Origin of the sequence: Enterococcus sp. DIV1767, from assembly GCF_050542585.1 — a bacterium.
Lineage (GTDB): Bacteria > Bacillota > Bacilli > Lactobacillales > Enterococcaceae > Enterococcus_D > Enterococcus_D innesii.
Window position 1 is genome coordinate 305,129 of record NZ_CP172936.1, and the last position, 13,510, is coordinate 318,638.

Annotated in this window: 13 protein-coding genes; 10 read left to right on the forward strand and 3 right to left on the reverse strand. The window is 45.4% G+C overall.

Annotated elements, in window-relative coordinates; all coding sequences use genetic code 11:
- Positions 1 to 10: 10 nt before the first annotated feature.
- The 3 genes from smc to ftsY are packed head-to-tail and all read left to right on the forward strand — an operon-like array spanning position 11 to position 5,714.
- Entirely contained in the window at positions 11 to 3,589 is a 3,579-nt protein-coding gene (gene smc / locus IGI78_RS01530; protein ID WP_195265470.1) for a chromosome segregation protein SMC, read from the forward strand.
- Between the two features lie 12 nt (positions 3,590 to 3,601).
- Positions 3,602 to 4,420 (forward strand): Cof-type HAD-IIB family hydrolase, encoded by an 819-nt coding sequence (locus IGI78_RS01535; RefSeq protein ID WP_005227138.1) that lies wholly within the window; start codon positions 3,602 to 3,604, stop codon positions 4,418 to 4,420.
- Position 4,421: 1 nt separating this feature from the next.
- Positions 4,422 to 5,714: a signal recognition particle-docking protein FtsY gene (gene ftsY, locus IGI78_RS01540; protein ID WP_430618224.1), complete on the forward strand. Its 1,293-nt coding sequence runs from the start codon at positions 4,422 to 4,424 to the stop codon at positions 5,712 to 5,714.
- 282 nt (positions 5,715 to 5,996) lie between these two features.
- On the opposite strand, the gene IGI78_RS01545 is transcribed toward ftsY, so the two are convergent.
- Positions 5,997 to 6,365, reverse strand: a complete 369-nt coding sequence (locus IGI78_RS01545) for a BlaI/MecI/CopY family transcriptional regulator (protein WP_077453891.1) — start codon at positions 6,363 to 6,365, stop codon at positions 5,997 to 5,999.
- 246 nt (positions 6,366 to 6,611) lie between these two features.
- On the opposite strand from IGI78_RS01545, the gene gshAB reads away from it, so the two are divergent.
- Complete coding sequence (gshAB, locus tag IGI78_RS01550; protein ID WP_430618226.1) at positions 6,612 to 8,876, forward strand: bifunctional glutamate--cysteine ligase GshA/glutathione synthetase GshB; 2,265 nt, start codon at positions 6,612 to 6,614, stop codon at positions 8,874 to 8,876.
- A 71-nt stretch (positions 8,877 to 8,947) separates the two neighbouring features.
- On the opposite strand, the gene IGI78_RS01555 is transcribed toward gshAB, so the two are convergent.
- Complete coding sequence (locus IGI78_RS01555) at positions 8,948 to 9,367, reverse strand: hypothetical protein (RefSeq protein ID WP_005232469.1); 420 nt, start codon at positions 9,365 to 9,367, stop codon at positions 8,948 to 8,950.
- Positions 9,368 to 9,381: 14 nt separating this feature from the next.
- A complete protein-coding gene (locus IGI78_RS01560) occupies positions 9,382 to 9,834 on the reverse strand; it encodes a YueI family protein (RefSeq protein ID WP_081118846.1) in 453 nt (150 codons plus the stop codon).
- 107 nt (positions 9,835 to 9,941) lie between these two features.
- On the opposite strand from IGI78_RS01560, the gene IGI78_RS01565 reads away from it, so the two are divergent.
- The 6 genes from IGI78_RS01565 (at position 9,942) to IGI78_RS01590 (ending at position 13,448) form a co-directional block, all read left to right on the forward strand.
- Positions 9,942 to 10,511 (forward strand): GNAT family N-acetyltransferase, encoded by a 570-nt coding sequence (locus tag IGI78_RS01565; RefSeq protein WP_081118847.1) that lies wholly within the window; start codon positions 9,942 to 9,944, stop codon positions 10,509 to 10,511.
- Positions 10,512 to 10,526: 15 nt separating this feature from the next.
- The gene (locus IGI78_RS01570; RefSeq protein ID WP_005227145.1) at positions 10,527 to 10,904 is read left to right on the forward strand and encodes an iron-sulfur cluster biosynthesis family protein; all 378 of its coding nucleotides are present in this window, start codon (positions 10,527 to 10,529) and stop codon (positions 10,902 to 10,904) included.
- A gap of 1 nt (position 10,905) precedes the next feature.
- Positions 10,906 to 11,799, forward strand: coding sequence for a metallophosphoesterase (locus IGI78_RS01575; protein ID WP_081118848.1), 894 nt, complete (start codon positions 10,906 to 10,908; stop codon positions 11,797 to 11,799).
- A gap of 84 nt (positions 11,800 to 11,883) precedes the next feature.
- Positions 11,884 to 12,105 (forward strand): DUF2829 domain-containing protein, encoded by a 222-nt coding sequence (locus IGI78_RS01580; RefSeq protein WP_430618227.1) that lies wholly within the window; start codon positions 11,884 to 11,886, stop codon positions 12,103 to 12,105.
- Positions 12,102 to 12,851 carry a 3-oxoacyl-ACP reductase gene (locus IGI78_RS01585; RefSeq protein ID WP_081118849.1) on the forward strand — a complete coding sequence of 250 codons (750 nt, stop codon included), beginning with the start codon at positions 12,102 to 12,104 and terminating at the stop codon, positions 12,849 to 12,851. The genes IGI78_RS01580 and IGI78_RS01585 overlap by 4 nt, the downstream gene beginning before the upstream one ends.
- 30 nt (positions 12,852 to 12,881) lie before the next feature.
- Positions 12,882 to 13,448 (forward strand): nucleotidyltransferase family protein, encoded by a 567-nt coding sequence (locus IGI78_RS01590; protein WP_081118850.1) that lies wholly within the window; start codon positions 12,882 to 12,884, stop codon positions 13,446 to 13,448.
- The last annotated feature ends 62 nt before the right edge of the window (positions 13,449 to 13,510 follow it).

Genomic DNA, 13,510 nt, shown 5'->3' on the forward strand with positions numbered 1-13,510 from the left:
GACTGGCGGAGTGTATTTAAAACGAATAGAGATTGCCGGCTTTAAATCCTTTGCCGACCGCACAGTCATTGATTTCGAACATCGTGTGACTGCAGTCGTCGGACCAAATGGCAGCGGCAAGAGCAATATTACCGAAGCGATTCGTTGGGTTTTAGGAGAACAATCTGCCAAAAATCTACGTGGTGGCAAAATGCCTGATGTTATTTTTGCAGGTTCTGACACCCGCAGAGCGCTAAATATAGCGGAAGTGACGATCGTTTTAGACAATAGCGATCATTATTTGCCGATGGATTACAGTGAGATCAGCGTGACTCGCCGCTTGAGAAGAACCGGCGAAAGCGACTTTTTCTTAAATAAACAAGCTTGCCGCTTAAAGGATATCCAAGAGTTGTTTATGGACTCTGGGTTGGGGAAAGAATCATTTTCGATCATTTCCCAAGGCAAGGTAGAAGCAATTTTTAGCAGCAAACCAGAAGACCGTCGTGGGATTTTTGAAGAAGCGGCGGGGGTATTGAAATACAAACAGCGGAAAAAGAAAGCTGAGCAAAAGTTGTTTGAAACGGAAGACAATTTAAGCCGTCTACAAGATATCATTTATGAACTAGAAGATCAGTTGGTGCCTTTGGCAGCCCAAAGTGAAGCAGCCAACCGTTTTTTAGCGTTAAAAGAAAAATTGACGACGGTTGATGTGGCCTATGCGGTCTTAGAGATCACGAAAGCAAAAGAAGCGTGGGAGACAGCCAAAGCTCAACTGAGTACCTTTAACCAAGAACTGGCGCAGATTTCCGAAAAGATCAATCAAGGGGAACTGTCGCTACATTCTTTGCGGCAACAACGTACTGCTTTTGATGAAACGTTGGAGCGTTTGAATCAGCAGCTTTTAGAGGTCACCGAAGGACTGAAGCAAGCCGAAGGACAAAAAGAAGTCTTGGATGAGCGATCAAAACATACGCAAAAAAGTTCTGCGGAATACCAAGAAACCTTAGAGGAAGTCACAGAACGGGTCACACTTTTAAATGAAGAAAAAACGGAACTGATCGGCTTGCTTTCACAAAAGAATCGTAGTGTGCAGGAAGTTGAAGCAGCGATGCTGGCGTGTCAGCAAGAGCAGGAAAAGTACCAACGTTCAGCAAAAGAAATCATTGAAGAATTGCGTAGCCAATATGTCGAAGCCATGCAGGGGCAGGCAACGATCGGAAACGAATTGAAATACTTGGAGCGTCAATACCAGCAAGAAGCTGCGAAAAATCAAACGGCGTTAAGTAAGCAGACGCAAATGAATACGTCGTTGAAAGAAAAGACGACGGAAGCGCAAATCGTGGAAGAACAACTGACGCAGGCTAAGGCGATTTTAGAAGAACAACGCAAGCAATACATCCATCTTCAAGAAAAAGCTCAGACCAACAAAAAACGCTTTGATGAAGAACAAAAGAAAATGTATCAGTTAATGAGTCAAGTGCAGCAGGTACGAGCGAAACAGCGCAGTCTGCAAGACATTCAAGAAAATTATAGCGGCTTTTATCAAGGCGTTCGCTTGATTTTGAAAAACAAACAGCAGATCAGCGGCATCGTTGGCGCAGTAGCGGAGTTGATCGATGTACCGCAAGATTATACCGTGGCGATCGAGACCGCATTAGGCGCCGCTGCACAGCATGTCGTCGTTGAAAATGAACGAGATGCTCGGGCAGCCATCACGTATCTGAAAGAAAATCGCGGCGGTCGTGCCACTTTCTTACCGCTGACGACTATCAAAGCCCGTCATTTGCCAGATTATGCCCGCAATCAAGCCAAGCAAGTGTCCGGCTTTATCGGCGTTGCCAGCGAATTGGTCCAGTCGCCGGAACACGTCCAAACCATTACGGATAACTTGTTAGGCAGTATCTTGATTGCCGAAGACTTGCAAAGTGCTAATGCGTTAGCACGAGCATTGAACTATAGCTATCGGGTCGTTTCTTTAGAAGGGGATGTCATGAATGCTGGCGGTTCCATGACGGGTGGCGCAACGAAGAAAAATGCCGGTAGTTTGTTTAGCCAAAACAATGAGCTACAACAATTGACGGCACAAGCGGCGCAATTGGATGAGCGGCTTTTAAAAACAGAAAAGCAAGTCCAGCACTTTGAAGCAGCGACTAAAGAAGCACAAGCAGCACTAGAAGAATTGCGGACGCAAGGCGAACAGGCTCGCATGACGGAGCATGAGCTGCAAAGCCGCTTACAAAATCTTGAGAATGACCTGAGCCGCTTGAAGCAAGAGCAGCAAGTGTTTGATTTTGAACATCGCGAAGTGCAAGCCTTCTTTGAGGAATACGATGAGAAGAAGACGAGTTTGGAAGAACAGCAAAAGAATATTGCGGCGCAATTGGCGAAAATCGATCAAGATATTCATCAAATGAATGCTGAAGAAGACTTGATCGAGGAAAAACGCCAAACCTTAGCACAAGAAAGTGCACGCTTGCAGGCAGCTTTCGCCGTTCAAAAAGAACAAGTGGCGCATTTGCAGCAAAAAATTGCCGCTACGAATCAAGCATTGGAAGAAAACGAAGCGCGTCAACAATCCTTAGAACGGCAGTTAGCTGCCTTGACAAGCAACGTCAGCGATCATGAGTTTTCAGAAGAAAGCATTCTTCAGCGAATTGAGGCCTTCACAACCACCAAGCAGCAGGTAACAGCGGAATTGACGGTGATTCGGGAACAACGTCAAGTCGTTCAACAAGAAATCGGCGCATTAGACGAAGCCCTGAGTGCTGAAAACTTAACGCAAAAAGAAAAGCTGTCAGAAAAAACCGAAGTTGAGATCGAAAAAAATCGCGCAGAATTGGTGATGGATAATCGTTTGTTGTATTTACAAGAAGAATACAATCTCACCTTTGAAAAGGCAGCGCAAGATTTCCCTGAAATCGAGGATGCAGAACAAGCCAAAGTCGACATTCAGGAACTAAAACATGCGATCGAGCAAATTGGTCCAGTCAATTTAAATGCGATCGAACAATATGAACAAGTCAATCAACGGCATTTGTTCTTAACGAGTCAGCGAGATGATCTGCTGTCGGCTAAAGCACAGCTGTTTGATACGATGTCTGAAATGGATGAAGAAGTCAAAACCCGTTTTGGCGAAGTCTTCGATGCGATCCGTCTGCAATTCAAACAAGTATTTCCTAATATGTTTGGCGGCGGTCATGCGGAATTAGTCTTAACAGATCCGAAAGATTTATTGAACACTGGGATCGAGATCGAAGCCCAACCGCCGGGCAAGAAATTGCAAAACCTCAGCTTGCTATCAGGGGGCGAACGGGCACTGACTGCGATTGCGTTATTGTTTTCCATTATTCAAGTTCGTCCAGTACCGTTTTGTGTGCTTGACGAAGTGGAAGCAGCATTGGATGAAGCCAATGTCTCTCGTTTCGGTCATTACTTGAGTGCTTTCCAAAATGATACACAGTTTATCGTCGTAACTCACCGTAAAGGAACGATGGAGGCAGCAGATGTGTTGTATGGTGTGACCATGCAAGAATCTGGAGTGTCGAAGACCGTGTCCGTGCGCTTAGAAGAAGTGCGTGAAGGCGGTAGTTTTGCAGCAGATCAAGCATAGAGGAGGAATGATATGATTAAACTGATTGCGATCGATTTAGACGGAACGTTATTGAATGACAAAAAAGAAGTGACTCCTCGCAACAAAGAGGTACTTGCTCGTGCCAAAGCACAAGGCGTAAAAATCGTCATTTGTACGGGACGTCCATTACGGGCGATCCGTCCGTACTTAGAAGAATTATCGCTGAAAGAACCCGGCGACTATAGCATCACCTTTAACGGCGGTTTGGTTCAAAAAAATGAGACTGGCGAGATTATTGAAAAAGCAGCGATGCAGCTGGCAGATATCCATGAATTGGTTTCAGTGGCGGAAGACTTGAATTTGCCTCTAGACGTGGTATCCGAAGAGATCGTCTTGAGTTTACCCACTTCAGCAGCGCATCCATCGATTTATGGCTCGTTGAATCCTTTATTGGATTGTCGTCCTTTTGCCGTAGCTGATCTGGATGAATCGATGCTCTATAATAAAGCGGTGATCGCCTACCATCAGGAAGTCTTGGATCCTAAGATCCCTGAGATTTCCTCAGAGATCCGCGAGAAATATGAAATCATCAAAAGCCGGAATAACCTGTTGGAATTTATGCCTAAAGGAATCACCAAAGCCTATGGCATCAGCCTATTGGCGCAAGATTTAGGGATCAAGCAAGAAGAAGTGATGGCGATCGGTGATGAAGAAAATGACTTGCCGATGATTCGCTATGCAGGGATTGGCGTAGCGATGGCCAATGCCGTGCCAATCATTAAAGAAGCGGCTGACGTTGTCACCGTTTCAAACCAAGAAGACGGTGTGGCAGCAGTGATTGAAGAATATGTCTTAAAAGGAGGTGCGTAAGATGGGATTTTTTGACAAAATCAAAAAAGCGCTGATTGGAGAAACCAAAGAAGCAGAGCAAGAAACCGACAAACCGTTAGTCGATGCTGACTCACCAGAGAATCAGCCTTCAGAAGAAAGCCAGCCAGCACAAACACCTGCTGAACAAGAAGCTTCAGAAGCAGTGGCACCTACAGCTGCCGCCGACGCCAGTGATTTGAAGGCAGAGCAAGAAACTGCCGAAGCGTCCCCACAGCAAGAAGCAACGGTAGCGAATAAAGGAGAAGAAGCACCAAGTGTTCCAGTAGAAGTGACCGAAAACACACCATCAGAGGATGCACCAGCTTCTGAACCAATCCTTCAACCAGCGCCAGAGACGGAAAGTGTGCAGGACAAATATACCAAAGGATTGACGAAATCACGAAAAACCTTTGGGCAACGGATGAACGAATTGTTCGCCAATTTCCGTACGGTGGACGAAGACTTCTTCGAAGAAGTGGAAGAAACGTTGATCGGTGCAGATGTTGGCTTTGATGCGGCGATGAAGATCGCGGATGCATTGAGACAAGAAGTCAAACTACGTAATGTAAAGAAAACAGCGGATGTCCAAAATGTCATCATCGAGAAATTAGTTGACCTGTATGGGGAAGCGGGTGTCGGTGAAGTCAACGAATTGAATATGCAGCCGGGGTTGACCGTCATTTTATTTGTTGGCGTGAACGGTGTTGGAAAAACCACCAGTATCGGGAAATTAGCCCACCAATTCAAAGCCGAAGGTAAGAAAGTCTTATTGGCTGCAGCGGATACTTTCCGTGCCGGTGCCATCGATCAATTAGTGGTCTGGGGTGAACGGGCCGGTGTTGAAGTCGTTCGTGGCAATGCCGGAGGCGATCCAGCAGCGGTTGTGTTTGATGCGATGGAGCGCGCAAAACGAGAAAATGCTGACGTTTTATTAGTAGATACAGCTGGTCGTTTGCAAAACAAAGTCAATTTGATGAACGAATTAGAAAAAATCAAACGGATCATTCAGCGAGTGGACCTAACGGCCCCTCATGAAGTCCTGCTTGTGTTGGATGCAACAACGGGTCAAAACGCCATGAATCAAGCAAAACAATTTAAAGAAACGACGGATGTTTCTGGTCTCGTCTTAACGAAACTTGATGGAACAGCCAAAGGGGGGATCGTCTTGGCGATCCGTAACGAGCTACGGCTGCCAGTCAAATTAGTGGGACTTGGAGAAGGCATCAATGATTTAGAGCCATTTGATCCAAATGAATTTGTTGTCGGCTTATTCAAAGGCTTGATCAAGGAATAAAAAAGAAGAGCCCTGTGTCAGGTAAAATACCTGCACATGGCTCTCCTTTATTGTTGCTTTTATTTCAAATGAAGGCAATAGCAAACGATTTGCCGTTCAGCTATTGCCGATCAATCTGGGGCGGAAAGGTTACAATGTTTAGCTAGGTCAAATACGGATACAGCGATGTACGAATTTGCCTTAAAGCATAAAACGATTTTTTTTGAGTGGCTAACATTTTTCGTTCTTCTAAAGTCTGGGAAGTATCAGATAGAATAAAATGAAAAGCTCAGCTACAAATAATTATTTTTTTAGCTCCCCTTGGCGCTCGATGATCATTTTTTCTAAGTTGTTCAACGTATCGATATCTTTATTGGTTTCGATAAAGTTCGTAATCAAATTCAATAACGATTGATCAGACAACTCTGCTGCTAAGAAGTCTTCTTGGGTCACATTCGGAGAATACAACCGAGTCAAAACAGTACCGCTGTAGCCGATATCTGCTACTTTCAATAAGTCGTGGTTTTTTAGTTTACGTACGACTGCTTGAATGGTATTCTTGCTTAGATCTTGCTGTTGGACAGCAATGTCATTTGCAGAAAGAGGTTTGTCTGAATTCCAAAAGATATTCATGATTTGACGTTCACGTTTGGTAAGATTAAGTGGCTTCATTCACTATTCTTCCTTTCAAAAAAGAGTAATATGGACATAATATTTTACTGTTCTATAAGCAGTATACTTTATTTTGAAGGTAAATATCAAATTTATTCAAGTATTTTATAAATTCTTGGTAATTTTATTCAGAGATACTACAAGTGAAGAGCAAATTCCTGCTTTTTTCGCCATTTTTCACTATAATGGATGGAAAGAAACAGATTATAAGAAAAAATCTAGTAGAAGAACATAGAGGGCATTCGCATGAAAATAAAAACACTATTATCACATAAAGAGCTTTTTCCCTATTTATTGAAAGGGCGTTACGGGATTGAGCGAGAAGCACAGCGGGTACGATTAGACGGAACCTTTGCTGGAACGAATCATCCTGAAAAGCTAGGTAATCGTCGCTTCCATCCCTATATCCAAACGGATTTTGCGGAAAATCAACTGGAACTGATCACGCCGGTCGCGGATTCAGTGGATGAATTGTTCCGTTTCTTAGGGGCCATCCACGATGTGGCATATCGTTCAATGGCAGCAGAAGAAATGCTCTGGCCTTTGAGCATGCCACCAGCTTTACCAGAAAAAGAAGAAGACATCGTCATTGCAAAATTAGACCAATTTGAAGATGTGCTCTACCGCCGCTATTTGGCCAAAACGTATGGTCGCCGTAAGCAAATGGTCAGTGGGATACATTTCAATTTTGAATTTGCGGAAGACTTTTTGCAGCAACTGTATGCTTTATCTGAAACGAATGAAAGCTATCAAGCCTTTAAAACGGCGCTTTATTTAAAAGTAACTCGCAATTATTTGCATTATCGCTGGTTTTTGACGTATTTCTTTGGGGCGACCCCTGCATCAGAAGCCAATTATTTTACGACAGGAAACGGACCGCAAGAACCAGTCCGCAGTATTCGCAATAGCCGTTATGGCTACACGAATCACGAAGACGTCAAGGTATCTTATGCTTCGTTAGAGACCTATCTTGCAGATATTGCCAAATTAGTGGAGACAGGAAAGCTTTCAGAAGAAAAAGAATTTTATGCGCCAGTGCGTTTACGTGGGGGAAAACGGGTCGCAGATCTAGCCTCAGCTGGTATCCGTTATATTGAGTTAAGAAATATCGATATCGATCCCTTTGCCCGCTATGGCATTTCCAAAGAGCAAGTCGCGTTCTTACATTTCTTCTTATTGTTTTTAAGTACAAAAGAAGAAGGCAACGATGCCGATGCGTGGATCGAAGAAGGCAATCAGAAAAATGATCAGGTCGCATTAGAGCACCCCTTAGCACCATTAACGTATCAGCAAGAAGCGCAAGCACTGATTGCTGAAATGATGGACTTTGCCCAAGCCCTTGAGCTGCCGCATCCACCATTTTTGGATCAGCTCTCAGAAATGCTGGCTGAACCAGAAAGAACCTTCGCGGGACGTCTTTTCTCAGCAAGTCAAGCAACCAGTCAAGCGCAGACAGCAACATTGCTGGGACAAAAGTATCATCATGCTGCTTGGGAAAAACCGTATCAATTGGCTGGTTTTCGAGCAATGGAGTTGTCGACCCAGATTCTCTTGTTCGATGCGATCCAAAAAGGTATCGAAGTGACGGTACTGGATGAAACGGATCAGTTCTTGAAATTAGCCGTGAAAGACCACGTTGAATATGTTAAAAATGCCAATATGACCAGTAAGGATCAGTACATCGTCCCATTGATCATGGCGAATAAAACGGTCACCAAAAAAATCTTAGCCGAAAATGGCTTTCATGTACCAGGTGGTGCTGAATTCGCTTCGGCAGAAGAAGCGATCGCGTTTTATCCGCAAATCGCCCACAGCGGGTTTGTGGTAAAACCGAAAACCACCAACTATGGGATTGGTATCTCGATTTTCAAAGAAGGTGCTTCTTTAGCGGATTATCGGGCGGCGGTCGCCATTGCCTTTGCGGAAGATGATTCGATCCTCGTTGAGACCTTTTTATCAGGGACGGAATATCGGTTCTTCGTGATCGATGGGCGAGTTGATGCGATTTTATTACGTATCCCAGCCAATGTCGTGGGTGACGGCAAGCGTACGATCACGGAACTCGTCGCAGAGAAAAATCTCGATCCATTGCGCGGCACCCATCATCGGACCCCATTAGAGTTGATTCAATTAGGGGAACTGGAACAACTGATGTTAAAAGAGCAAGGGTATCAAGTTGATTCAGTGCCAGAAGAGGGGCAGATCGTTTATTTGCGAGAAAACTCGAATATCAGTACTGGCGGTGATTCTATCGATGTAACGGATGACTTCAACGATGACTACAAACAAGTAGCAGTCGATGCGGTAGCCGCATTACAAGCATCTATCAGTGGAATCGATCTGATTATTCCAGATAAAACCAAGCCAGCCAATGAACCGGGGGCTTATGGAATCATTGAAGCCAATTTCAACCCAGCGATGCATATGCACGTTTATCCATACAGCGGGAAAGGCCGACGCTTAACTATGTCTGTTTTACGCCTGTTGTTCCCTGAAGTCTTCGAAAGCTGATGGAAGCTTAGAGAGCAAAGAACTGCACACTCTGGAAGGTGATTCCCTTCGAAAGTGTGCAGTCTTTTTTATTAGGATTCAAAAGCAGCGATCTCAATCGTTTGTTTTGTTTCTTCCACCTTGAGACCTGTTCGGGCTTCCCACCATTGTTTCATTTCTTTTTCATACGTGGTAGGAAAACGTTGGATCAAGGTCAATAACGGTACGCCTTGAATCGAGGCATAGGGAAAGTTTAAAACGAGATTGTACTTCAGTTCCGACAGGAGGCTATAATATTGAAACATCATAAAGTTCATTTCATTCTGATCCTCCAGTAGGAGTACTTTCGGAGCGCGATCCAGCATAAAACCCAAGCTGCGCATCATGAACAATACGCCATCCAGATGGCTCGATTCGATCGTAGGTGCCGTTTTCAACAAATCGATATGCAAATCCAAAGCATCAAGCAGTTCTTTCTTTAATGAAAGGTAGGGCGGTGTTGATTGTTCCATGATAGTTCCTCCTTTTAATGGAAAAGACGTTTCCAAAATGACGTTTTCTCTGGTTGTTCGTGCTCTTTATCCGATTGCGTAGTAGCTGCAGGGTATTTTTGTTCGATATCGATGACGTCTTGATTGACGGCTTCTTTCCCGGCAATCAGCAAGCCGATACTGTCTGGCCCGGCATCTTGGGCATCGGAGACGATCCGAAATTCCATCTGTTGTTTGGTCAGTAAAGTGATGTAATCGGTCTGGATCGATTCTGGCAATTTTCCGTTAAGCAGCACGAGCGCTCCTTGATAATCTGGTAAGGCGTTCAAGAGCGTTTTCTGGTTGTCCTTCTTCTTCATTTCTGTTACTGTCATACTAAGATAACACCGTTCACGAAACGTGCCTAAATACTTGCGCTGTTCATCTGGGTTGACGCGAGGCGTCCCATACATTCCTGTATCAAGGCGTTTTTCTAATTCGTCTGACATTGAAGTATCCTCCTCAAAGCGTTTACTTATGCTTATTATAGCATATCCAGCAAATAGCAAAAGAGGGGTGCGATCGTGAGAGAGTTTTGATAGAAAGTAGGGATCCTATGACAACAAAAGAACGACATTTGCTATTATTAGCAGAAAATCAACGGTTGGAGACACCGAGGCTGCTCTTGCGCCCCGTTTCCTTGGCGGATGCAGCGGACATGTTTGCCTATGCAAATGATGAAGAAACGACGACCTTCGTCTTTGCTAGACATGGGTCGGTTGACGAAACAAAACTGCGCATTGCCGAGTATTTTGTTGCTGCACCCTTAGGAAAATATGCGATCGAAGAAAAAGACTCAGGCAAAATGATTGGGACCATCGATTTGCGAGTAGAATCAGAAAAAGAGATCGCTGAGCTCGGTTATACATTAAGTCGCGATTATTGGGGACAAGGGATCATGCCAGAAGCGGCAATGGCACTGCTGCATTTTGGTTTTGAAACACTCGAATTGATTCGAATTTTTGCTCGACATGATGCTCGAAATCCCAAGTCTGGACGGGTCATGGAGAAAATTGGGATGAAATTGGAAGCAACGATCCCAGCTGCCCGCAAATCGGGTGAAGAAATCATCGATGAAGTCACGCGCGGCATCACCCTAGAGGAATGGAAAAAACGTATCATGTAAAGGAGGGCTCTCGTCATGGAACTGAACATTGAGCCAGCAGCAATTGAAAAAATAACCCCTTATGTACAGCCAGATGATCGTCTCTATTTGGATTTTGAAGACGGCGTCGGTCCGTTTCCTGCAACGGAGATCACCTGCCGTTTGGACATCCATTTTCGCCTGATCATCGTGCCACAGAGCTATCCAGAAGAAGGATTGGCGATCTACGACACCCCTTTAACGACACCATTAGGCACGATTTGGTTGAAGCAAGGGGCTCAGGTGTATTTAGAAGAACAGACTCGGATGCAGGTGGAACCGACCTATCAACGGTTGCAATTGGTGGGAAATAGCGGGATCTTAGCTAATGATGTCCAATTGTTACGGATCGAAAAGCAGACGGCAGGCCGCTGATATGGGCACGCTGGCGGTTATTAGCGACTTGCACGTCGATATCAACCAATTATTCGACCCCCATCTGCAGCTGATCGCTGATTATTTGCAGCAAAATCAGGTGACCCATCTGCATCTGGCAGGAGATGTGGCGAATAAAAAGCAACGGCTATTAGACGTGGTCGCTTTTTTTCAAAGTCGACAGGTGCCAACGACCTTTCACTGGGGCAATCATGAAATGGTGGACTTGACGGAACAAGAGATCGAGGCTTTCGATGATCCCGCCTTTCTTAATTTTCAGACGTGTCGCTTATCAGAAAAAACACTGCTGTTGGGAATCAATGGCTGGTATGACTACCAATATTCTGATTTGACCAGTGAAGCTGAGATCTTGCGGCTGAAAAATTTGTTTTGGTATGACCGCATGATTCAACGAAAGGGATCGGATAAGGAAATCAGCCAAGCCATCAATGAGCGTTTAGCGGAAACATTGGCCCATTTGCCGCAAGACCAAGAAATTCTTCTTTCTACCCATTTTGTGCCTCAAGAAGCGTTTATTGTGCGGCAGACCGGCAAGTATGCCCGCTGGAACCACCTAAATGCGTTTTTGGGGTCGCCTGATTTTGGCGCAGTGATCGATCGGTACGCCAATGTGCGGGCAGTCGTCTTTGGGCATACCCATCGACGCTTTGAGAAAAAAGAGCTTGCGGGAACCAGCTACTATTGCCGTCCCTTCGGCTACTATTATGAATGGCAGTTGACCCGACGCTTCGTTTTGGAAAACCACTTAGCAGAAGCATATTCGCCAACGAAAGTTCGGACGCTGCTGCGAAACCATCATGAGGCATTTGAGGACTATAAAACGGCGCATCTTGTAGAGGAATTGGCGCAAGCGATCACGCTGCTGCCGTATTAGCGCAGCAACCGAGTCCTGCTTGGTTTCGTAATTGAATTCCCACGCATTTTAAAACACAAAAGAAACACACAAAGGAGAAAAATCATGACATTTGAAGAAATCTTACCAGAATTAAAAGCCGGCAAAAAAATCATTCGCGAAGGTTGGGGCGGCTTTGAACTTTATGTGACATTCGTTGAAGGCGAAGTGTACGAAAATGCCCCAGTCACCCCTTACTTTTTGATCAAAACAGCAGATGAGGGATTCTCGAGTTTCGCACCGACTGTTTGCGACATTCTTGCGGAAGATTGGAAAATCGTGGAATGACGGCAGCGTGGATCGATGACAAAACGATTGTGTTTGTCACAGGCGCTGCTTCAGGTATCGGTAAAGCGCAAGCAGAGGCGTTTCTTGCAGAAGGTGCTCAAGTATTTGGTGTTGACTGCCAATCGTTTCCTGATACGCTTTTAGCCCAACCCCGCTTTTTCGGCACGTGTTGTGACTTAGCGGTGAAAGAAAATTGTTTTGCAGCGGTCCAAGCTTGTGTGAAGCACTTTGGCGGTATTACGGTCTTGTTAAATACAGCTGGGAAACTTGACGGCTATCATACGATCGCTGAGACGACCTCAATGGAGTGGGAGGAGATATTTCAAACCAATGTCTCCAGCATGTTTTATTTAACGAAAGAAATCTTGCCACTGATGCAAGCCAATGGCGGCGGAACGATCATTAATATGGCGTCGATCGCTGGAATGGTCGCAGGTGGAGGTGGGATCGCTTATACAACCGCAAAACACGCGATCGTCGGGTTTACCAAACAGTTGGCATTGGATGTTGCAGATCAAGGGATCTCGGTGAAGGGCATCGCGCCAGGTGCGATTCAAACGCCGATGAATGCGGCTGATTTTGCCGGTGACGGGAAAATGGCGCAATGGGTGGCAGAAGAGACGCCAGTCAAGCGTTGGGCGCAACCAGAAGAAGTTGCAGCACTGACCCTTTTTCTTGCCAGTCCGCAAGCTAGTTACTTGCAGGGGGCGATCGTGCCCATCGACGGTGGTTGGACCTTGAAATAACTAGCCTGAACCCATTAGAGGAGGACGCCAATGAAGGAACAAGCGATCCAGCACTTGCTTGCAAAAAATCGTGAATGTCGACAACTGCTTACGATCATTGAAGCGTTGCAGCTGCCGGATTGCTGGCTCTGTGCCGGGTACCTGCGGAATTATTTATGGGGTTTTCTCAGTGGAAAAATAGCGGAGGTGCCAATAACCGATATTGATGTCGTGTTTTATGATCCGACTGTAAGCCTAGAAGAAACAGCGGCGATCGAAGCGCAACTGCGCCGTTCGTTTCCCGAATTTCCTTGGGAGGTTCGTAACCAAGCGTTGATGCACCAGCACAATTTTGCCGAGGAGCCGCCTTATACAAGTACCTTCGATGCTTTAACGAAATTTCCAGAGCGTTGTACAGCGGTGGCGGCACGAATGAATCAAGGCAAGCTTGAATTGATGGCGCCTTTTGGTTGGCAGGATGTTTGCAGTTTTCGGGTGCGGCCAACACCGCATTTCGCCCAAAATGAACAGTACCTTGCGGTTTACCGACAACGCCAAGCGATCAAGCAGTGGCAGAAAATTTGGCCGCAGTTGTCGATTGAAGAGATCGACAACTAAAAAAGAACACTCGCGTGATGCGGCGATTTCCAAAAGTTAGACGAAAAAGCTAACTGAGGGGA